This window comes from Nocardia tenerifensis NBRC 101015, assembly GCF_000308715.1.
Classification (GTDB): Bacteria; Actinomycetota; Actinomycetes; order Mycobacteriales; family Mycobacteriaceae; genus Nocardia; species Nocardia tenerifensis.
Genome location: NZ_BAGH01000333.1, coordinates 1 through 21,218, shown reverse-complemented (window position 1 = coordinate 21,218; position 21,218 = coordinate 1). Strand labels below are relative to the sequence as shown.

The 21,218-nt window shown below is 67.3% G+C and carries 14 protein-coding genes; 4 read left to right on the top strand and 10 right to left on the bottom strand.

Annotation, left to right across the window (positions count from 1 at the left end):
* A partial coding sequence (locus ON39_RS26480; protein ID WP_040738479.1) for an SDR family NAD(P)-dependent oxidoreductase occupies nt 1-205 on the bottom strand: 205 nt, incomplete at its 3' end.
* Nucleotides 202-1,737: a flavin-containing monooxygenase gene (locus ON39_RS26475; RefSeq protein WP_040738477.1), complete on the bottom strand. Its 1,536-nt coding sequence runs from the start codon at nt 1,735-1,737 to the stop codon at nt 202-204. The genes ON39_RS26480 and ON39_RS26475, both read right to left, overlap by 4 nt.
* A gap of 60 nt (nt 1,738-1,797) precedes the next feature.
* Between ON39_RS26475 and ON39_RS26470 the strand changes: the two genes are divergently transcribed.
* On the top strand, nt 1,798-2,436 hold the full coding sequence (locus ON39_RS26470) for a TetR/AcrR family transcriptional regulator (protein WP_051187123.1): 639 nt from the start codon (nt 1,798-1,800) through the stop codon (nt 2,434-2,436).
* Nucleotides 2,437-2,519: 83 nt separating this feature from the next.
* Here the strand turns inward: ON39_RS26470 and ON39_RS26465 are convergent, their stop codons facing one another.
* Nucleotides 2,520-3,209, bottom strand: a complete 690-nt coding sequence (locus ON39_RS26465) for a DUF8020 domain-containing protein (protein ID WP_146251040.1) — start codon at nt 3,207-3,209, stop codon at nt 2,520-2,522.
* Between the two features lie 745 nt (nt 3,210-3,954).
* Between ON39_RS26465 and ON39_RS26460 the strand changes: the two genes are divergently transcribed.
* The 3 genes from ON39_RS26460 to ON39_RS26450 all read left to right on the top strand — a co-directional run bounded on the left by ON39_RS26460 (nt 3,955) and on the right by ON39_RS26450 (nt 8,871).
* The gene (locus tag ON39_RS26460) at nt 3,955-4,578 is read left to right on the top strand and encodes a LysE family translocator (protein ID WP_040738473.1); all 624 of its coding nucleotides are present in this window, start codon (nt 3,955-3,957) and stop codon (nt 4,576-4,578) included.
* Between the two features lie 164 nt (nt 4,579-4,742).
* The gene (locus tag ON39_RS26455; protein WP_146251041.1) at nt 4,743-8,099 is read left to right on the top strand and encodes an aminotransferase class I/II-fold pyridoxal phosphate-dependent enzyme; all 3,357 of its coding nucleotides are present in this window, start codon (nt 4,743-4,745) and stop codon (nt 8,097-8,099) included.
* Between the two features lie 10 nt (nt 8,100-8,109).
* On the top strand, nt 8,110-8,871 hold the full coding sequence (locus tag ON39_RS26450) for an SDR family NAD(P)-dependent oxidoreductase (protein WP_040738472.1): 762 nt from the start codon (nt 8,110-8,112) through the stop codon (nt 8,869-8,871).
* Nucleotides 8,872-8,914: 43 nt separating this feature from the next.
* On the opposite strand, the gene ON39_RS26445 is transcribed toward ON39_RS26450, so the two are convergent.
* The 7 genes from ON39_RS26445 to ON39_RS26415 all read right to left on the bottom strand — a co-directional run bounded on the left by ON39_RS26445 (nt 8,915) and on the right by ON39_RS26415 (nt 21,138).
* A complete protein-coding gene (locus ON39_RS26445; protein ID WP_444543777.1) occupies nt 8,915-10,048 on the bottom strand; it encodes a DUF7373 family lipoprotein in 1,134 nt (377 codons plus the stop codon).
* Nucleotides 10,049-10,677: 629 nt separating this feature from the next.
* Entirely contained in the window at nt 10,678-11,976 is a 1,299-nt protein-coding gene (locus tag ON39_RS26440) for a hypothetical protein (protein ID WP_246002783.1), read from the bottom strand.
* Between the two features lie 3 nt (nt 11,977-11,979).
* A complete protein-coding gene (locus ON39_RS26435; protein ID WP_040738470.1) occupies nt 11,980-12,279 on the bottom strand; it encodes a WXG100 family type VII secretion target in 300 nt (99 codons plus the stop codon).
* The gene (locus ON39_RS26430; RefSeq protein ID WP_040738468.1) at nt 12,276-12,605 is read right to left on the bottom strand and encodes a WXG100 family type VII secretion target; all 330 of its coding nucleotides are present in this window, start codon (nt 12,603-12,605) and stop codon (nt 12,276-12,278) included. Before ON39_RS26430 ends, ON39_RS26435 begins: the two co-directional genes overlap by 4 nt.
* 101 nt (nt 12,606-12,706) lie before the next feature.
* On the bottom strand, nt 12,707-16,438 hold the full coding sequence (locus ON39_RS26425; RefSeq protein ID WP_040738467.1) for a multifunctional oxoglutarate decarboxylase/oxoglutarate dehydrogenase thiamine pyrophosphate-binding subunit/dihydrolipoyllysine-residue succinyltransferase subunit: 3,732 nt from the start codon (nt 16,436-16,438) through the stop codon (nt 12,707-12,709).
* Nucleotides 16,439-16,633: 195 nt separating this feature from the next.
* The gene (locus ON39_RS26420) at nt 16,634-20,305 is read right to left on the bottom strand and encodes an ABC transporter ATP-binding protein (protein ID WP_051187119.1); all 3,672 of its coding nucleotides are present in this window, start codon (nt 20,303-20,305) and stop codon (nt 16,634-16,636) included.
* A 50-nt stretch (nt 20,306-20,355) separates the two neighbouring features.
* The gene (locus ON39_RS26415; protein ID WP_040738465.1) at nt 20,356-21,138 is read right to left on the bottom strand and encodes an ABC transporter permease; all 783 of its coding nucleotides are present in this window, start codon (nt 21,136-21,138) and stop codon (nt 20,356-20,358) included.
* Nucleotides 21,139-21,218: the final 80 nt, after the last annotated feature.

Below are 21,218 nucleotides of genomic sequence, written 5' to 3'. Positions count from 1 at the left end.
CGGCCACGTTCACGCGATCGGATTTGACCTCCGCGCCGAGCTTTTCACAGCGGCGCACGGTCTCCGCGAGACCATCGGTGTCGATATCGGACAGCGCCAGCTTCGCGCCGCGCTTGGCGAGATTCTCGGCCAGCGCGCGACCGATGCCGGAGCCGGCTCCGGTGATCACACAGACTTTGTTCTGGAAGTAAGCGTCTTTGCTCACTGGACTGCTCCCACTTTCATTTCGGCACGGGACGACTTGGTGGTCTCATAGGCGGACAAATCGAAGTTCTTTGTCAGCCTGCGGAATTCGAAGGTGAAGTCCGGCCACAGCGTGGTGTTGTTGCCGTGCTTGTCCAAATACCAACTGGCGCAGCCGCCGTTGAGCCAGACGCTCTTGCTCAGCTTGCGCTGCAGGCCGGCGTTGTACTCGTCCTGCACGTCGCGGCGCACCTCGACCGTCTTCAGGCCCAGCCGGTCGACGGTGGCGAGCGCGTCGGCGACGTAGTTGAGCTGCGACTCGATCATGTACACCATCGAGGTGTGGCCGAGGCCGACGTTCGGGCCGAGCAGGAAGAACATATTCGGGAAGTTCGCGATGGCCGCGCCCTTGTAGGCCTGCTGGCCGATCTCGTCGAAGACCTCGCTCAGCGTGCGTCCGTCGCGGCCCGCGATGGTCTCGTAGGTCGGCGAGTCGGTGACGTGGAATCCGGTCGCGACGATGAGCGCGTCGATCTCGCGCTCGGTGCCGTCCTCGGTGACGATCGAGTTGGCGCGCACCTCGGCGATGCCGTCGGTGACCACGTCCACGTTGTCGCGGCTGATCGCGGGGTAGTAGTTGTTCGAGATCAGCATGCGCTTGCAGCCGATGCGGAAGTTCGGCGTGACCTTGGCGCGCAGCTGCGGATCCCGGACCTCTTGGCGCAGTTTGGCTTTGGCGAGCACCTCGAAGATCTGCATGAGCGCGGGGAACTTGGCCAGGCCGACGACCTGGGTCTCGCGCGCGGCGTAGATGGCCGCGCGGGACAGCCGCTGGAAGCCCGGCACGTGCTTGAAGGCCAGCCGTTCGACCTTGGTGTACGGGCGGTCGATGCGGGGCAGCAGCCACGGCGCGGTGCGCTGGTAGACGTCGAGGTGGGCGACCTTGCCCGCGATGGCGGGCACGATCTGGATGGACGAGGCGCCGGTGCCGATGATCGCGACCCGCTTGCCGGCCAGGTCGACGTCGTGGTTCCAGCGCGCGGAGTGGAAGATCTCGCCCTGGAAGTCGTTGATGCCCTTGATGTCCGGCAGCGCGGGCTCACACAGCGCGCCGACCGCGGAGACCACGGTGTCGGCGACGAAGCTGCCCTTGGACGACTCGATCTCCCACTGGCTGGTGTCGTTGTTCCAGCGCGTGCCGGTGACGTCGCAGTCGAAGACGTGCTTGTCGAGCACCCCGTACTTCTCCGCGACGCCCCTGATGTACTGCTGGATCTCGCCCTGGCGGGAGAACGAGCGCGACCAGTTCGGGTTCAGCGCGAACGAGTACGAGTACAGGTGCGAGGGGACGTCGCAGGCCGCGCCGGGGTAGGTGTTGTCGCGCCAGGTGCCGCCGACATCGTCGCCGCGCTCGAGCACTAGGAAATCGTCGCGTCCCTGCTGGCTCAGCCGGATGGCTAGGCCCAGCCCGGAGAACCCGCCGCCGATGATGATCGTCTTGACGCGGCGAACGGGCCGGTCGCCGACAGCTTTGTCTGTAACCTTGCGACTCATGTACTTGAGCGTAGAGGCTTATTGAGCAGCAGTCAACAGTATTGAATCACGTTCAGTAGGATGTGCTGTGTGAGTAGCAGTCGTTCCGGTTCGGAGTCCAAGCGCGTCCGGCTCAGCCCGGAGGAGCGCCGTCTGCAATTGATCACCCTGGGGGCGGAGATGCTCGCCGAGCGCGCGCTGCAGGATATCTCCGTCGAGGACATCGCCAAGCAGGCCGGTATCTCCCGCGGCCTGCTGTTCCACTATTTCGCCTCGGTGGGTGAGTTCCACGAGGCCGTCGCCCGGCATGTCAGCGCGGAGTTCCTGGCCGCGACCGCGCCCGACCGGAGTCTCGGCCTGTTCGACATGCTCCGGGACTCGGTGGAGCGCTATGTCGACTATGTCGAGGAGAATCGCGCCGCCTACCACGCGATACTGCGCGGACCGTCGAGTTACAACCCGGGCATGGTCACCTATGTCAACGAATCACGCAGTGCCATCGCCGAACTCGTGCTCACCGAGCTGCCGATTCCGCCGGACGATCCCGATCTGCCTCGGCTGCATCTCGCCATTCGAGGGTGGATTGCCTTCGTGGAGGAAACAATTCTCACCTGGATGAGCGAGAAGCCCATTCCGCGTGCGCAACTCATCGACCTGCTGGTGGAATCCCTACCGGCGCTTGCGTTGAGCCCGGCGCTCGCCGCGGCTCTGCGCGGCTGACCAACCGATGAAAAAAGCCCGCCCCCACCGGTTCTGGTGGGGACGGGCTCTTGTCGACCGGTGAATCACCGGTCAGTCGATCATCAGGGCAGCACCTGCGGGATCACCTGCGGTGCGACCGCGCCCAGGATCGCGCCGATCACCGCGGCGAACACGACGTAGCTGATTCCGCTGGCGATGATGCAGGCGAAGTAGCCGACGACGAAGACGAGGATGGCGGGGATGCACAGGACGGCGGCGACGCCAAGGCCGGTGAGGGCGCCGGCGGCGAGGCCGTTGGCGACCGGGTCGTGGTTCTGCGCGTCCGGGTTGGTGGCGATGGGCTTCAGGTCGCCGGTGGCGGCGACGTTCTGCAGCTCGGCGCCGACCTCCTGCGTCACCTGCGGGGTGACGACCAGGGTCTTCCCGTCCGGGGACACCTGCGGGGCCAGGGCGATGGTGTTGCCCGCGGCGGTCTTCATCGACAGCGGGAACTCGGTGACCTTCGCGCCCGTGGTGGATTCGACGGTCACCGCCGAGGAGTCCGCGTTCAGCACGAACTTGCCACTGTTCAGCACGGTGGAGACGGACTTCAGGTCCTGAGCCGTGGTGGTCTTGTACTCGACGCCCTGCTCGTTGCCCGCCGCCACCAGGCTATCGGCCCACTTCGCCTGCTGCGCGGCGTAGTCGGTCGCGGACGCGGTGCCCGCGTCGGCGAGGGTGGCGACCACCGCGAAGGGCAGAACGACGGTGAGGACCCTGCGGCCCGCACGCATGACAGTCTTATGGAACATCTCGATTTTCTCTCCCGCCCCCGATTCCTTTTGGAACGCCTTGTCCCCCAGACGAATCGAAGCGTTGATGTTGAGCGACAGGGATATTCATATCCGACGAACCCGTGGAAACCGAATAATGTGACAAGCGCCACGTTTGGTACGGCCGCATAACCCTATTTCTGGGGGCTCGAGAAGGGTTGCCGAGTTGGTCGAGATGCTGTGCACAGGTGCTACGAAATGATTGCTTCCGTCTGGTGGCGCCCGGTATGTCACCCTCTAGGTGAGGATTTCAAAACGGGGCCAGCTCAGCGGGGAACGCACTGTGGACGGGCTGGTCGGCGTATCCGGCCCACAATTCTTGCCATGGATCGGGTCCGTGTGGTCCGGGAGGGTGCCGATGCGATCGAGAGCGTCGGTGACCAGTTTATGGGTTCGTAATCATGAACGGGATGATGCGCCGAAAGGTTCAGTCCATTTCACAAGACGCGTTGACGGATGTTGGTCCGAGAAACTATCGGTGCTACAGGAATTCATTCGAGCTCGACCGATATCGGTCTCCCTCGGACGCTTCTCGCGTGCTTCTTACCGTGCGTACGGTCGATGGAACAACCCCCCGACGAGGGGCAATATGTTGTCATCCTGCACCCAAAAATCTTGTCATGACGGATGTCGTCCGGCGGGATAGCGTTTGTGCGCAATGCTTTTCGAGCGCAACACGGCGAGGTCTGTCGTCGGCGCGGGAAGTACGGGGGAGAGTCCATAGATGTCCGCCTTCGCGCAGTACGCTGCCTTCGCCGGGGTGATGCTGGTGGTGTCGGCGTCGCCGGGGCCGGACCTGGCGGTGATCATGGGTCGCGCGCTGAGCGGGTGGGCCGCCGGGGCCGCGGCGACGCTCGGAGTGGCCGCCGGAATGTTTCTCTGGGTGCTCGCGGCCGTGACCGGGGTCTCGGCCCTGCTCGCCACCTCCACCGAGGCGTTCACGGCCGTCCGGCTGCTCGGCGCCGCGTACCTGATCTACCTCGGCGTGCACGCGCTGGTGCGGGTGCGACGCGCGCACGGCGACCCGGACACAATCCTCGAACCCGTTGCCGCGCAGGGCTTCCGGCGGGATCTGCTGCGGGGGTTCGGCAGCAGCATGCTCAACCCCAAGACCGCGGTCTTCTTCGTCGCGCTGATTCCCCAGTTCATCCCGGACGGGGCGAGCGCCGCCGACGCGGTGGTGCTTCCGCTGGTCGCGGTGGTCGTGGTCACGGCGTGGTTTCTCTTCGTCACCAGCGTCGTCACCTGGTTGCACGCGCGGATCGCGCAGGCGCGGACACGGCGACGGATCGACACGGGCGTGGGCGTCGCCTTGGTGACCGTCGGCGTGGGAGTGGCCCTGCACTAGACCGCGCGGCGACCGTGCCGCGCGACGAGATAACGAGTGGGACAGAGCAATTGAGCACTATCGGCAATGACGCCATCGGTATCGACAGCAGTTCGCTGGACCGCGCCTATCGGTCCGGTGCTTTCAAGGCTCCAGACGGTCCGTGGGAACCGCTCGTGATTGCGGTGGCGCTGCATGTACTGCTCGACCGCGTGTTCAGTGCGCGGAGCGCGATAGTGCTCGCTACCTCGGACGGGCTGGACGTCGGCCTGCGGCTGCTCGATATCTCCGAGGTCGATCCCGAGCGGCACACGCTGGCGGACCTGCGGGGGTTGATCGCCGAAGCTGCCGTCATCGATGAGATCGACTTCGCGGCAGGTCATCTCGTGTCGGTCGTGGATCCCGCGCGGTATGTCCAGCTGGTGGAGCGGTCGGGGGTGGTTACGGCGATGAACGTAGATGCGCGCACCGGCCAGGTCGTGGTTTCCCTTCCGCGCGAAGGAGTTACGGACGAGGTAGTCGAGGTCATGGCGGCGGCGTGGGCGGCGGGGATGTCGTCCTGGCCTGAAATTCCGCTGCAACAGGCGTTTACATGTCCCTCGACGATTGTCGAGCGCGCGGCACCGGCCGACGAGCCGGACCTGTTCGTCACCCGTTTCGTCCAGCTGGCGCGGGCGTTCCCCGACCGGATCGCGATCGAGACCGCCACCCGATCGATCTCCTACGCCGAACTGGATCGCACCGCCGATCGCGTCGCCGCCGACCTCGAGCGGCGCGGCGTACGGGCGGGCGACACCCTGCTGCTGGTGCCCAATCGGGACGAGACGCTGGTCGCGACGTTCGTGGCGGCGCTCAAGGCGGGGATCACCGTGTCGATCGCCGACCCCGACGCGCCGGCCGGCTATATCGAGGAGTGCGCGCGGGTCGCCGGCGCGGATCACGTGGCCGACCTCGCCGGGGTGGGGATCGCCGGGGCGTTCACCGCGCTGGGGGACGAGTCCGGCGCGGAGCCGGAACGGTATGTGGCCGAACGGTTCCGTCGTGACGACTGCGCGATCGTCACCTTCACGTCGGGGACCTCCGGGACGCCGAAGGCCGTGCGGGGGCGGTACGGCTCGCTCACCTACTTCTTCGACTGGATGGACGATCGGTTCGGGTCGCTGCGGGACGCGCGATTCGGGATGTGCTCGAGCATCGGTCACGATCCGCTGCAGCGAGACATCATGACGCCGCTCTACCTAGGTGGGACCATCGTCGTGCCGGAGAGCCGGAGTTCGACTGTCAGCGAGGAGTTTCCACGCTGGCTCGCCGCGCACCGGGTGCAGGTCGTGTGCATCAATCCGGCGGCTATCCGGCTGCTGGCGGGCGCCGAGGGCGAGTTGGCGGCGCTGGAAAGCGTGTTCCTGGTCGGGGCGGCGCTGACGCGTGCGCAGGTCCGGACGGTGGCTCGGGTCGCGCCCGGCGCGCGCATCGTGAATCTGTACGGGTCGACCGAAACGCAGCGGGCCGTGGGGTATTTCGAGGTCGATACCGGTGCCGAGGAACTGGCCGGGCTGCCGGACGTCATGCCGGTCGGTTCGGGGATGAAGGACGTCGAGGTCCTGGTCGTCACGCCGGGACGGCGCGTGTGCCTGCCGTTTCAGACGGGGCAGATCGTGGTGCGCAGTACGCAGATCGCGCTCGGTTATGTGGGGGATCCCGAGCTGACGGCGGTGAAATTCTGTACCGGAATACCCGAGGGGAGTGCCGTTCCCGCCTATCTGACGGGTGATCTCGGCTACCGTTCGCCTAGGCTCGGGGTGCTGTTCGTCGGGCGGGCGGACCAGCAGATCAAGATCAACGGCTATCGGATCGAGCTCGACCACGTCTCGGAGAAGTGCCGCACCATGCCGGCGGTGAAGGACGCGGTGACCATCGGCTTCGAGCTCGACGGAACAATGGCACTGGCGGTGTTCCTCGTGCCGGTCGACGCCTCGATTCGGTTCGAGCCCACAGCGTTTCGGGCATCTCTGGCCGAGCGGGTGCCGAAATACATGCTGCCGCAGCGGGTAGTGACGGTGACCGGTCTGCCGATGACGCGCAACGGGAAGGTCGACGTCGCGGCTCTACGGGCGATGCTGTCCGAGCCGGTGCCGAACATGGACCGCGTCGTCGGCACGGCGGCGCGGGTTCGCGACTATCTGCGCTACATCACCGGTCTCGACGAACCCGACATGAACGCGCCGCTCGACGCCTTGGGCATCGACTCGCTCCGGCTAGCCGCGCTGCTCAGCCGGGTCGCCGGTCCCGGCACGCCACGCAGCGGCCTGACCAACGCGCTCAGCGCGGCGCAGTTGCTGGCGGCATTGACAGATAACGGAACTCGCAAACCCGCGACACCGTCCGCGGGTGGCCGCGCCGCGTCGCAGCTAGATGTGCGCGGGCTGCTCGGGCCCGCGTCGGGAATCAGCGAGACCGCCATCCACTTTCGTGGTCGACGGTTCGATCACCTGTGTTCCAACAGCTATCTCGGCCTGAACTCGCACCCCGTCATTCGTGCGGCGATGGTCGAGTTCGCCGGGAAGTCCACGTCTTTCGGGTCGCATGGCTCCGGCGCGATCAACGGCTACACCACCGAGCACCAACGGTTGGTCGACGCGCTGCGCGCGCTGCTGCGCTGCGAGGCCGTGACGCTGTACAGCTCAGGTTATTTGGCGAACGTCTCCGCCATCCCGGCCATCGCCGGCTCGGACGACGCGCTGTTCATCGATGAGCGATGCCATCGCTCGCTGCTGGACGGCTGCCTGCTCAGCGGCGCCGCCGTGCACATCTACCGGCACAACGACCCCGACGATCTGCGCGGACAACTGCGCGCGTTCCCCGTCGACGGGCGGCGAGTCATCGTCTGCGAGGCCATCTTCGGCGTCGGCGGGGACATCGCCGACCTGCCCGCCCTCGCCGCCTGCGCGCGCGAGGAGAACGCGCTGCTGTTCGTCGACGAGGCGTCCTCGGTCGGGCAGCTCGGTCCGGGCGGGCGGGGGATCGAGGCGCACTATGGGATGCCCGGTTGTATCGATATCCGGGTCGGTTCGCTCGCCAAGGCGTTCGTCGGCGGAGGCGGATTCGTCACCAGCACAGCGGAGTTCGCCGAGGGCTTGCAGCGGCATCGCGGGGCCACCTTCTCCACCGTGATCTCGCCCATGGCGGCCGCACTCGGTGCCGAGTCCGTCGAGCTGCTGCTGCGCGAGGGCGATGAGCTGGTGGGGCGGCTCGCGGCCAACCGGGCCACGTGGACGACCGCGCTGCACGCGGCCGGATTCGACACCGGTGTTTCCGCGACCGCGATTGTGCCGCTGCTGTTTCCGGCGGTGGAGGACACGGCTCGCTGGTTCCACGCGGCCCTGGATGCCGGGGTGTTCCTGCTCCCGCTGTCCGGGGCGTGGAGTTCACGGCCCGGCGGTGCGTTGCGGTCGACCGTGACCGCCGCCCACGAGCCCGAGGTGCTGCTCGATGTCGCGGATCGCCTGCGGCGCGCCGGTGCTCGCCTGGGCGTAGCGGAATAGGCTGTGCGGCATGGGAAATCGTTCGGTTCATGTGGTGACCGGCGGGACCAGGGGAATCGGTGCCGCGACCGTCGAACTGCTCGCCGCCGACCCCGGCAACCACGTCATCTTCTGCGGGCGTGATCGCGCCGCCGGGCACGAACTGCGTGAAAAGCTCGGCGACAACGTCGAATTCATCCCCGCCGACCTCACCCGCGCCGACGACGTCGAGGCCTTCTTCGACGCCGTCGAGCCGCACGGCGCCGACCTCGTCGGCGCCTTCAACGCCGCGGGCGTCATCGGCACCGACACCATCCTGCGCGGAACGCGCTTCCACGACTCCACCGAAGCCCAGTTCGACGCCGTCTTCGACCTCAACGTCAAAGCCCTGTGGCGTTGCGTGCGCCGCGAACTGCGCATCATGTCCGCCAACGCCACCGGCTCCATCGTCAACTGCTCCTCCGTAGCGGGCCTGCGCGCCGCCGACAGCCTCTCCGTCTCCTACACCGCCAGCAAACACGCCGTAGTAGGCCTCACCCGCGCCCTCGCCGCCGAATACGCCCGCGACAACATCCGCGTCAACGCCGTCTGCCCCGGCGTCATAGACACCGACATGGTCGCCGGCCTACAACCCCAACTCCTCGCCCACCTCCAAGCCAAAAACCCCGCCGCCCGCCTAGGAACCCCCCAAGAAGTAGCCACCGTAGTCCACTTCCTCCTCTCCCCCCGAGCCTCCTACATCAACGGCACCGCCATCCCCATCGACGCCGGAGGTCTCTACGGAGCGCTGTGATCTCCGCAGCGCTCAACGCGTCGGGCCAAGGCTCCGCACCCCGCTATCGGGTCGCCGCGAAAGCGCGCTGTTGTCTGGCCGTCAGATCATGTGCTTCGCTCTCGCTACCAGCCCAGATTTCACCGACGTAGCTGCCCTCCGACAAGACGCAGTGCCAGCTATTGTTGCCGCCGGCGGCGATCGACCAGCATCGCGAGTTACCTGCTTCTGGCGGACTTGTCGCGGGCACAAGAGTGTCGCTCCGGATCCGACGATAGCGAACGGCGGAATCGGCCAACACCTTGGCGAGCAGTTGAGCTGCTTCGGGATCACGGGTGCGGTAGGCATAGGTACCTCGAATGCCCACGGATGTCATCCCGACCTCTTGGAATGATTGCAGCGCACGGACTTGGTCATATGCGAAATGCGCTGCGCCACGAGGGCCATAACTGCCGGATTCGCCGGAATCGTCGCCGACCGACAGTGCGTACATCCCTTCGGGGTCGCTGGACAACTCCGAGAATCTGCCCTGGTCCGTGGCGGCGAATGAATCGAGCAGTGGGCGTTGTAGATCGACGGCACTTATGGTCATTGCTGCCGCTTCCGTGTCCGTTCGCGAGGACACCCGAGTGAAGACGACGAACTTGCCATGCGGCGTGAAGGCCATGCTGTCGACACTGCCACCCTCGTTCGAACCGCTATGGTGCTTGTACAGGCAGAATCGAGTGTCGGGAGCGCCGGAGAGCGAAACAGCTTGACGTGACTCCGTTTCCAGCATCCCGCGCGACGTCGACGCCGCGTGCCCTAAGTCTTCGGCGGCCCGGGTTGCCGAAGATTCATCAGGGAACCGCATGACGCCGTGTGTCAGGACCGTCGTGAACGAGCTCCCGGTTGAATCCGAACCAGCGCTGACGAAGCCGGTCAACAGGCCGTTCTTCGTCGCTGCATCTCGGATGACGTCGTTGTGCCCGACACTGACAAGCAGCATCGTCCTGGTCAGGACTCCGGATGTACCCGGGTAGACCAGCGCCGGGTCGACCTCAGCCGGAAGCACGAGCGCCTCGGCCATTCGTGCACCTTCCGCAAGTGCGCCGAGGCGATGCCGCTCCGCGGGTCGGTCGGCACTCGTGGTCGCTGCCGCAGACGGGACAACCTGACGTTGCGAGCCCTCGGACGAGCAGGCGGCCACTGTGAGCATGGCGGCAACTACAACCATCCGCAGCAACGCATGCAGCGCGCCATCGTATCGACGGTCGGAACCGTGCGCGGCCGCCCTGATTGTCTTCTCGTCGGTGTGGTGCTCAGCTATTGATATCATCTGAGGCATAGTTTATGTCGAGATTTGCGGGGCGAGGCGGCCAAGGGGGTGCCTCGATTATTCTTCCCGTCCATTTATCTATGGTAACTACGGGATATATCGTTTGGCTTGCGATACCCGACGAGTTCCAAATGAGTGTCCGGCCGGAAAATATCGCTGTCGAGGATTCCCGGCTCCGGTATGACGCGAACATATTCCATCCGTTCCGATAGCCGATTCGCAGTCCGCCACTCTTGAAGGCGACGGCGGAGACTATCGGAGCCGCAAGGAAGGTTTCAACGTCCGTGCTGGGCCAATGCGTGATGCGGTGGCGATCGGGATCGTCCTCGGCGAGTGACCGGGGCGATAGTTCGGTCTCGTAGTCGGCTATTACCCGGAAGGGAGTGTCGAACAGGATTTCGAAATCATCCGGATTCCATGCGATATGAGCGACCCGACTGCCGCGTAGCGGTTGTAGTACCCACCGATCCTCGTACTCTCTGATCTCCTGATTCATTTCCGCCCGCCCGTCATCGTTCCAACGCGTCTCGAATGTTACCGATACTGTCATCGGAGGGAGTGCCATCCGGCTTCTTTACGTATACTTCCCCGGACTCCAGGTCTACCACGACGTCTGGATTTCTATTTCCGCCGTCTCCGCGCCACCCGCCATATGCTTTTATATCGTGGATTGCGTCCTTGACGGCTTTTGCAGGCACTCCATAGTAGTTGGCGATTCTGTTGACCTTCGTGGTGAGGGAGTTGGTCGTGAAGGCGTCGCTGGGACTGCTCGGATTTATGTCATCCGAGGCTCCATCCCCATCGATCAGCACCCGCATGGCGATGATGGTGGCTAGGGAGGTGAGGGTGGTTCCTAGGTCGGGGACTTTGTCGAAGGATTTGATTATGCCGACGGCGCCTGCGGCGGCGGTGGCCAGGCCTACTGCTTTGAGGAGGTTGCTGCCCTGGTAGACGGTGCGGATTGTGGTGATGGTGTTGGTGACTATGGCGCCTACGCCGCCGGCTCCGGCAGCGGCGCTGCCGCCGAAGGTGAAGAAGGCGGCGGCCGCGGCGGCTACCACGGTGAGGCCGATGGCCCATTCGGCCTGGGTGATGGAGGATTCGATGTGGCCGCGGACCTCGACGGTGCCCGCGTGATATTCGGCGACGGGGGCGGCCAGATTCTGCGAGGCGGCGGCTACCTGGGTCGCGCCGTTGCGGAGGGTCTCGAGGTGGCCGAGGACGAGGGGGAGGTTGGTTTTGTCGTCGATGTTGTCGAAAAGGCCGATGATGCCGGTTATTCGGGAGGCGGCGCCGGTGATGGTGTCGTGGTTGGCGAAGGTGGTCCATGTGGCCGAAGCCTTTTCGAGCTTTTTGACGTCACCGTTGGGTAGTTTGCCGAACTGTTCGAGGATCTTCGCGACCAGCGCGTCGAAGAGTTCCTGGACTCCGCCGTGGTGCTCGATGCCGATTCCATTGTCGCGCACCGAACTCGGGATGACGACCTGGTATTGCGGCACCTCGCGGATATCGGGCCGAGCGGGTGGCGGGTTGCTCTTGTTGCTGACCCCGTAGTTGTAGCCGTTCGCGTACAGGACGTACCCGAAGTTGGTGAGTGCGTCCGCGAGGTTCGTGCACGACTGCATGGTGTCGCGCGCGGCGATGTTGTACTTCTCGCCCCATTCGCGGCAGCCGGGCGCGTCACCCGCCATGCCCGCGCACTCCCCTTTGACTGCGTCGTGCACCGGCTTGTCGGCGCGGCGGAGGTCGGCGGCGAGGTCATGGCATTTCTTGGCGGCGTCGTAGTAGGTCTGCCAATCGATGCGCATGGCTCAATCTCCCTGCAGCATCTTGCTGTTGAGTTCGATCGCCCGCGTGTAGCGTCCGTGCGCTTGTTTCGCCGCGTCGCTCATCTCCCGCACACCCTCCACGAATTCGCGTGCGCCGACGGCCCATTGGCGGTGCGCGTCGGCGTACGCGGCGGCGGCGACGCTCTCCCATCCGGAGCCGTGCAGCGCGGCGACGCGGTCATCGATCTCGTCGAGGTGGTCGGCGACGAAGCCGGCGAGACCGGACAGGCGGGCGACGATCTGGTCGAGATGGTCGAGGTCGACCGAGAATTCGGAGCTCATGGCAGGTCCAGGCTGGAGGCGTGCAGCGACGCGGCGTTGTCCGAGTCGCGTGCCCGATACGCGTCGGCGGTGACGCCGAGCTTCTCCGCCATGGCGGTCAGGGCCGACATGATCCGCACGCCCCCATCGCGCACATCGGTCCAACCGTTGGCGAACTCAGTCGCCGAGTCGCCGGTCCAGCTCCCGTCGGTCAGCGCATCGACGTCCTTGGCGGCTGAATCGAGCGCCGAGCGTAGGGCCTCGGCCAACTCGTAGACGTATTTGCCGACATCACGGACCTGTTCGGGAACGACCGAAACCTGGCCGGGTGTTCCCCCGTCGCTCATGTCGGCAAAGTCTACGGACGGCCGGCAAGGGAGTCGACCACGAAAACGACGCCGGGCCCGACCCGCTGGAAAAGCGGATCGGGCCCGGCGTCGGGGTGAAACTAGCTGGTCGGCTCGAAAGCCTCGGCGACGATCTCCGCCTGCTCGACGGCGTGCACCTTGCTGGAGCCCGAGGAGGGGGCCGACATGGCGCGGCGCGAGATGCGACGCAGTTTGCCGAGACGCTCGGGCAGGACCTCGGGGAGGTTGAGGCCGAAGAAGGGCCAGGCGCCCTGGTTGGCCGGTTCCTCCTGGACCCACACGATGTCGGTGGCGTTGGCGTAGCGGTCGAGCGACTCGTTCAGGCGGTAGGTGGGCAGCGGGTAGAGCTGCTCGATCCGCACGATCGCGATGTCCTCGCGCTTCTGCTTCGCCTTCTCGGCGGCCAGCTCGTAGTAGAGCTTGCCGCTGGTCATCAGGATCCGCTTGACCTTGCTGCGGTCGCCGATGCCCTGCTCGTAGGAGGGCTCGTCGAACACCGAGCGGAACTTGCTCTCGGTGAAGTCCTTCAGATCCGACACGACGGCCTTGTTGCGCAGCATCGACTTCGGGGTGAAGACGACCATCGGGCGGCGGATGCCGTCCAGTGCGTGGCGGCGCAGCAGGTGGAAGTAGTTCGCCGGGGTGGACGGCACGGCCACCGTCATCGAGCCCTCGGCGCACAGCTGCAGGAACCGCTCGATACGACCGGAGGTGTGGTCGGGGCCCTGACCCTCGTGGCCGTGCGGCAGCAGCAGCACGACGTCGGAGAGCTGGCCCCACTTGGCCTCACCGGAGGAGATGAACTCGTCGATGATGGACTGCGCGCCGTTGACGAAGTCGCCGAACTGGGCCTCCCACAGCACGAGTGCGTTCGGGTTGCCCAGCGAGTAGCCGTACTCGAAGCCGACGGCGGCGTACTCGCTCAGCGCCGAGTCGTGCACCGCGAACCAACCGGGGTTGGTGCTGCCGATGTTGTGCAGCGGGGTGTACTCCTCGGATGTCTTGCGGTCGATGATCACCGCGTGCCGCTGGGTGAACGTGCCGCGGCGGGAGTCCTGACCGGTCAGGCGCACCGCGCGACCCTCGTCGATGAGCGTGCCGAAGGCCATGAGCTCGGCGAAGGCCCAGTCGACCTTGCCCTCGTAGGCCATCTCGCGGCGCTTCTCCAGCACCGGCTTGACCCTGGGGTGCACGTTGAAACCGTCGGGCACGTTGAGGAACGCGTCGCCGATCCGCTGCAGGATGGCCTTGTCCACGGCGGTCTGCACGGTCGTCGGCACCTTCTGGTCGTCCTCGACGGACTCGCTCGGCTCCGGCGTGTACTTCTCCAGCTCGCGGACCTCGTTGAACACCCGCTCCAGCTGACCCTGGTAGTCGCGCAGCGCGTCCTCGGCCTCTTTCAGCGAGATGTCGCCGCGGCCGATCAGGCTCTCGGTGTACGCCTTGCGCACCGAGCGCTTGGTGTCGATGACGTCGTACATCGACGGCTGGGTCATCGAGGGGTCGTCGCCCTCGTTGTGCCCGCGGCGCCGGTAGCAGACCATGTCGATCACGACGTCCTTGCGGAACTTCTGCCGGAAGTCGACCGCGAGGCGGGCGACCCAGTCGCAGGCCTCCGGGTCGTCGCCGTTCACGTGGAAGATCGGCGCGCCGATGAACTTGGCGATGTCGGTGGAGTACTCGGTCGAGCGGCTGTTCTCCGGCGCGGTGGTGAAGCCGATCTGGTTGTTCACCACGATGTGGATGGTGCCGCCGACGCGGTAACCGCGCAGCCCGGACAGGTTCAGCGTCTCGGCGACCACACCCTGACCCGCGAACGCCGCGTCACCGTGCAGCATGAGCGGCATGACGGAGTAGCCCTCCGCGCCGTCGCCCTTGTCGAGCAGGTCCTGCTTGGCGCGGACCAGGCCCTCGAGCACCGGGTCGACCGCCTCGAGGTGCGACGGGTTGGCGGTGAGCGAGACCTCGATCTCGTTGTCGCCGAACATCTGCAGGTAGGTGCCGTGCGCGCCGAGGTGGTACTTCACGTCGCCGGAGCCGTGCGCACCGGCCGGGTTCATGTTGCCCTCGAACTCGGTGAAGATCTTCGAGTACGGCTTGCCGACGATGTTGGCCAGCACGTTCAAGCGACCGCGGTGCGGCATGCCGATGACCACCTCGTCGAGCCCGTGCTCGGCGCACTGGTCGATGGTCGCGTCCATCATCGGGATGACGGCCTCGGCGCCCTCGAGCGAGAACCGCTTCTGCCCGACGTACTTGGTCTGCAGGAAGGTCTCGAAGGCCTCGGCCGCGTTCAGCCGGTTCAGGATGTACTTCTGCTGCGCGACAGTCGGTTTGACGTGCTTCTGCTCGACCCGCTCCTGGATCCACTGCAGCTGCTCGGTCTCCAGGATGTGGGTGTACTCCACGCCCACGTGCCGGCAGTAGGCGTCGCGCAGGACCGAGAGGACCTCGCGCAGCTTCATCTGCTCCTGGCCGTGGAAGCCGCCGACGTTGAACGTGCGGTCCAGGTCCCACAGCGTCAGCCCGTGCTGGGTGACGTCGAGGTCGGGGTGGCTGCGGAACTTGTCCTTCACCAGCCGCAGCGGATCGGTGTCGGCCATCAGGTGGCCGCGGTTGCGGTAGGCCGCGATCATCTCGAGCACGCGGGTGCTCTTGTCGACGCCGCGTTCGCGAATGTCCTTGCGCCAGCGCACCGGCTCGTACGGCACGCCGAGGCCGTGGAAGATCTCGTCGTAGAACTCGTCGGAGATCAGCAGCTGGTGGATGGTGCGCAGGAAGTCACCGGACTCCGCGCCCTGGATGATGCGGTGGTCGTAGGTGGAGGTGAGCGTCATCAGCTTGCCGACGCCGATATCGGCGATGCGCTCGTCGCTCATGCCCTGGAACTCGGCCGGGTACTCCATCGCGCCCGCGCCGATGATGGCGCCCTGGCCCGGCATGAGGCGGGGCACCGAGTGCACGGTGCCGATGGTGCCGGGGTTGGTCAGCGAGATGGTGACGCCGCTGAAGTCCTCGGCGGTCAGCTTGCCGTCGCGGGCGCGGCGGACGATGTCCTCGTAGGCCGTGTGGAACTGGCCGAAGGACATCGACTCGGTGCCCTTGATGGCCGCGACGACCAGCGAGCGGCTGCCGTCCTTGCCCGGCAGGTCGATGGCCAGGCCGAGGTTGGTGTGCGCGGGGGTGACCGCGTTCGGCTTTCCGTCGATCTCGGCGAAGTGCCGGTTCATGTTCGGGAAGGCCTTGATGCCCTGCACGATCGCGTAGCCGAGCAGGTGGGTGAACGAGATCTTGCCGCCGCGGGTGCGGGCCAGATGGTTGTTGATGACCAGACGGTTGTCGATCATCAGCTTCGCCGGGATGGCGCGGACGCTGGTCGCGGTCGGGATGGACAGCGACGCGGCCATGTTCTTGGCGACGGCGGCCGCCGCGCCGCGCAGCACCTTGGTCTCGTCGGCCGCGGTGTCGGTCTTCGGAGCGCCGGAGGTCGGCGCTGCGTTGGAGGTCGGCGCCGGGGTGGTCTGCGGCGCGCGCGCGGTGGTCTTCGCCGGGGCCTGGGCGGGGGCCGCGGCCTTGGCCGGTGCGGGCTTGGTGGCGGAGTTCGCCTTGGGGGTGGTCTTGGGCTCCGCCTTCGGGGCCGAGTTCACCGACGCGGGTGCCGGAGCCGGGGTCGGCGCCTGCGCGGGAGCGGCCTCGGCCGCGGTGGCCGAGCTGTTGCCGGAATCACCCGTGGCTTCGGGGGTGTAGTCGGCGAGGAACTCGTGCCAACTCTCGTCGACCGAGGATGGATCTTGCTTGAACTTCTGATACATCTCATCGACTAGCCACTGGTTCTGTCCGAACTGGGAAGTTGAGCTGCTCACAGCAGGTGTTCGCCTCATTTCGTTCTTCGCGCTGCGACGTTTGTGACGTGCCCGGCACGGGGATCAGCGGAATCGCGCCGATGCGCCCTATCTGAGGATAGGCCCAGCAGCAAACCGACGGAGCGACTGACCACCCGACAAACCTCACCTCGTAAAAGACGACTTGTCCGTTACCGAGAATATTCCCTCGGTCTCCCGTGCCGCCGACCACAGTCTCGAGTACGGTCCGCCCGCGCCGACCAGCTCTGTGTGGGTGCCGATCTCGGCGATCCGGCCGTGCTCGACGACGGCGATCCGATCGGCCCGCGCCGCCGTGCCGAGCCGATGCGCGACCAGGACGGTGGTCCGGCCGCGCGTCAGCGAACGGCTGGCGGCGAGCACCGCGGCCTCGGTGTCCGGGTCGAGGGTGGCCGTGGCCTCGTCGAGTAGCAGCAGGTCGGGGGCGACCAGTTCGGCGCGGGCCAGCGCGATCAGCTGACGTTGACCCGCGGACAGGCCGCGCCCGCGTTCGCCGACCGGCTGGCGCATGCCGTGCGGGAGCGCGGCGATCATCTCGCTCGCGCCGACCGCGGCGGCGGCCTCGGCGATCTCCGCCTCGGTCGCGGACGGTTTCCCGAACGCGATATTGCTCGCGACGTCGCCGCTGAACAGATGCGCTTCCTGCGGGACGATGCCGAGCCGGGCGCGGTAGTCGGTGAGACGGTAATCACGAATGTCGGTGCCGTCGACCAGGATCGCGCCGGTGCCGTCGGGCGGCAGGTCGTAGAGGCGGGCCAGCAGTTTGACGATGGTCGACTTGCCCGCGCCGGTCGGGCCGACGAGGGCGAGGGTGCCGCCGGCCGGAATCGACAGCGACACGTCGTCCAGTGCGAGCGCCGCGACGCCCGGGTAGTGGAAGCGCACGTCGTCGAGGACGACCTCGCCGCGCAGCCGATGCTCGATCGGGACCGCGTCGGCCGGGTCGCCCGCGATCGCCGACGGGGTCCGCAGCAGTTCGCCGATCCGGCGCAGGCCCACTCGGGCCTGCTGATACCCGTCGAACACCTGCGACAGCGCGAGCACCGGCGCGAACAGCAACTCCAGGTAGAGCACGAACGCGACCAGCGTGCCCGCCGTGGTCGTGCCCGCGGCCACCTCGCGCGCGCCGACGAACACCACCGCGGCCAGCGAGACGCCCGACCAGGCGGTGACGAACGGGAAGTACAGCGCGATCGAGATCTGCGCGCGCATCCGGCTGCGCCGATACCGGTCGGAGTACTCGGCGAAGCGGCGGGCCGCGACCGGCTCGTGCCGGTTGGCCTGCACCGCGCGCAGCCCGGCGACGTTCTCCTGGAAGTCGGCGTTCACCGTGGAGACGTTCTCCCTGGAGACGGTGTAGGCCGTGGACGCGAAGCGGCGGAACAGCGCGGTCGCCACGAACAGCGGCGGCAGCGTGGCCAGCACGACCAGGGCGAGCGAGACGTCGATGACCAACAGCGCCACCGCGATTCCGGCGAAGGTCAGCCCGCCGATCAAGGTGGTGGCCAGCCCGGTCTGCATGAACGTGGACAGCGAGTCGAGATCGGTCGTCATCCGCGTCATGATCCGGCCGGAGAGTTCGCGCTCGTAGTAGTCGAGTCCGAGCCGCTGCAGGTGCGCGTAGCTGCGCACGCGCAGGCCGTACAGCACCCGTTCGCCGGTTCGCGCGGTGACCACCGTGTTGGCCGCGCCGACCAGCCAACCCGCGGCGACCAGAAGCAGGCCGAGCCCGGCGGCCAGCCCGAGCGCGCGGGCGTCGTCGTGCCCGACGCCGGTGTCGATCGCGAACCGCACGATCGGCGGGAAGGCGACGCCGATCAGCGCGTCCAGCGACAGCAGGGCGACCGCGGCGATCACCAGAGCACGCACCGATCGCAGCAGCCGGGTCAGCCGGAACTCCGGATCGGGCTCGCGCAGCCGCCGCTCGTCCAGCTTCGGCTGCTCGGTGGCCGGCGGTAGCAGGGCGATATCGCGGCGCAGTTCGGGGGTCTCGGCGAGGTCGGCCGCCGCGGCGGCGAAGGTGCGGCCCGCGCTCCCGGCGGCGACGGTGGCCGGAATCGACTCGGCGCGACGGTGATCGGGCAGGTGTGTGCCCAGCGGCGCGGGCAGCCGGATGACCCGATCGGCGTGCGCGAGGGTGGATTCGCGGTGCGCCAGGATCAGGGTGGTGCGACCCGCCTGGTCGGGCAGCGTGCCGAAGATAGCGGCCTCGGTGATCGCGTCCACGGCCGAGGTCGCGTCGTCGAGCACGAGGATGCGCGGGCGCGCGAGCAGGGCTCTGGCGAGCGCGATGCGCTGGCGCTGCCCGCCGGACAGCGTGAGCCCGCGCTCGCCGACGACCGTGTCGTAGCCGTCGGGGAGTTCATCGATGAAGTCGTCGGCCGCGGCCGACTTGGCCGCCGCGCGGATCTCGGCGTCGGTGGCCTCGGGGCGGCCGATGGCGATATTGGCCGCGATGGTGTCGGAGAACAGGAACGGGTCGTCGAACACCACGCCGATGGCGCCGCGCAGTTCGGCGGCGCGCAGCCGCGCGAGGTCGACCGGGTCCGACGAGTCGCCGAACAGGCGAATGGCGCCCGAGTCGGGCGTGTAGAAGCGGGGGAGCAGCAGCGAGAGGGTGGTCTTGCCGGATCCGGCGGGGCCGATGATCGCCACCGTCTCGCCGGGGCGCACGGTCAGATCGAGCTCGCGTAGCACCGGTTGCTCCGGGTCGAATCCGAAAGTGACCGAGTCGAACTCGATGCCGAGCGGCCCCGACGGCAGCGGGGCGGGCTCGGGTGGGTCGGTGACCAGTGGCGAAGCGTCGATCACCTGGTACACGCGTTCGGCGGCCGCGCGGGTGAGCTGAGCGAGCACCAGCGCGCTCGACATGATGCGCGCCGTCCCGGTCATCGTCGCGACGTAGGCGGCGAACGCGACGAAGGTGCCGATCCCGATCGTTCCGTGCAGCGCGAGCAGGCCGCCCAGCACGATGACGCCGACCATGCCGAGCTGCGGGATGGCCGCCACCGTCGGCGCGAAGCGGGAGTCCACCCTGGCGGCGCGCATGCGCTCGGAATACAGGGTGCGGCTGTGCTTTTCGAGCACGTCGACCATCCGGGCCTCCTGCCCGAAGCCCTTGACCACCCGAACGCCGGTGACGGTCTCCTCGACGTGCTGGGCGACCTCGGCCGCGCGCTGCTGCGCCGACCAGGTGGCCGCGTACAGCCGCGGTCGGATCCGATGGACCACGATCGCGATGGCGGGCACGACGAGCAGCGCCAGCACCGCCAGCGGCGGCGACAGCCAGATCATCACCACCGCGGCGAGCAAGAACTCCAGCAGCGCCATGCTCGACAACGGCACCATGGCCAGCAGCCCCTGCACCAACTGGAGGTCGGTGATCGACCGCGACACCACCTGACCGGTCCGGATGGCGTCCTGTCCCGCCCCGTCCAGCCGCTGCAGCGAGCCGAGCAGATCAACCCGCAGCGAGTGCTGCACGTCCAGCGAGAGCTTGCCCGCGAGCAACCGGCGACCGAAACCGGCCGCGAACCGGCCGAGCGCCAGCAACAGCAGCAGCCCGGCGACCATCCCGATCACCGCCGTCTCGCCGACCCCGGCGGCGTCCACCGCCCGTTTGGTCAGCAGCGGCCCGGCGATCTCCACGGCCGCACCGGCCAGCACGGCCGCGCCCAGACCCGCCAATGTGCCCCGATGGGAACGGCTCTCGGCCCATAGCCGCCGAATCCAGCCGGGACCGTCCGAGCCGCGCTCAGGCGACTCGGACCGTGCACTCGCTTCGACAACCCCGCCCATAACCATCAACCGTAACGACGCTCACCGACACGTCGTTTGTTCCTTCGGTCTCACAGGTCGAGGCGGCGCAGGTTCCACCAGCCCGCGCCGCCGAGGCCGACGGTCCACAGCAGCAGGACCACGATGGCGGCAGGCGTCGGCGCGAGGAAGTCGCTATCGGGATAGGAGCCGACCGCGACGGTGCTGAGGGTGGCCGAGCCGGGGAACAGGGTGACGAAGCCGCTCGCGCCGAAGCCGTCGGCGACCAGCCAGAGCAGCGGCTCGAGGACGATCAGCCAGCCGAGCACGACGACGACCGCGGTCGCGGACGACCGCAGCAGCAGCCCGAGACCCGCGCCGATCAGCGACCAGCAGACCGCGGCGAGCAGTCCGCCGCCCAGCACGGCCGCCAACTCCAGATCGAAGTCGAATTTGGCCCTGCCGAAGGCGAACAGCGCGACGAGCGACACCGCCTCGACCGCGAGCGCGAGGGCCAGCGCGAACCCGCCGGTGACCAAGAGCTTCGCGGCCGCCAGCCGGTCCCGGTCCGCGGTGAACAGCGCGGTCACCGGCATGGTGCCGTGCCGGTACTCGCCGCCGGTGCCGAGCGCGCCGAACACGGCCGCGGCCAGCACCACCACGGCGAGACCGACGTAGAGGCCGATGGTCGCGGTGCCCGTGACCGGTTCCGCCTTGGGATCGGGCTTGCCCGCCAGCAGCGCGCTCGCCGTGCTCGCCACGAGCGCGACCGCCAGGGCGGTCCCCGCGATGAACCGGCTAGGCGGCAGCGTGGTGACCTTGCGGACCTCGGAGTTCACCAAGGGCACCAGGTCCGGGGGCAGGATCGTGATCATCGTGGAATCCCGTACGGCTTCGGATGGTGAACCGCTCCGGCCAGACCCGGATACTGCGGGGCAGGCGGAGCCTGAGGTTT

What these genes read in the sequence shown, in the direction of transcription:
- ON39_RS26475 (WP_040738477.1), bottom strand. Translation starts at nt 1,737, where the DNA reads ATGAGTCGCAAGGTTACAGACAAAGCTGTCGGCGACCGGCCCGTTCGC.
- ON39_RS26470 (WP_051187123.1), top strand. Translation starts at nt 1,798, where the DNA reads ATGTGCTGTGTGAGTAGCAGTCGTTCCGGTTCGGAGTCCAAGCGCGTC.
- ON39_RS26465 (WP_146251040.1), bottom strand. Translation starts at nt 3,209, where the DNA reads ATGTTCCATAAGACTGTCATGCGTGCGGGCCGCAGGGTCCTCACCGTC.
- ON39_RS26460 (WP_040738473.1), top strand. Translation starts at nt 3,955, where the DNA reads ATGTCCGCCTTCGCGCAGTACGCTGCCTTCGCCGGGGTGATGCTGGTG.
- ON39_RS26450 (WP_040738472.1), top strand. Translation starts at nt 8,110, where the DNA reads ATGGGAAATCGTTCGGTTCATGTGGTGACCGGCGGGACCAGGGGAATC.
- ON39_RS26445 (WP_444543777.1), bottom strand. Translation starts at nt 10,048, where the DNA reads ATGCTCACAGTGGCCGCCTGCTCGTCCGAGGGCTCGCAACGTCAGGTT.
- ON39_RS26440 (WP_246002783.1), bottom strand. Translation starts at nt 11,976, where the DNA reads ATGCGCATCGATTGGCAGACCTACTACGACGCCGCCAAGAAATGCCAT.
- ON39_RS26435 (WP_040738470.1), bottom strand. Translation starts at nt 12,279, where the DNA reads ATGAGCTCCGAATTCTCGGTCGACCTCGACCATCTCGACCAGATCGTC.
- ON39_RS26430 (WP_040738468.1), bottom strand. Translation starts at nt 12,605, where the DNA reads ATGAGCGACGGGGGAACACCCGGCCAGGTTTCGGTCGTTCCCGAACAG.
- ON39_RS26425 (WP_040738467.1), bottom strand. Translation starts at nt 16,438, where the DNA reads ATGTATCAGAAGTTCAAGCAAGATCCATCCTCGGTCGACGAGAGTTGG.
- ON39_RS26420 (WP_051187119.1), bottom strand. Translation starts at nt 20,305, where the DNA reads ATGGGCGGGGTTGTCGAAGCGAGTGCACGGTCCGAGTCGCCTGAGCGC.
- ON39_RS26415 (WP_040738465.1), bottom strand. Translation starts at nt 21,138, where the DNA reads ATGATCACGATCCTGCCCCCGGACCTGGTGCCCTTGGTGAACTCCGAG.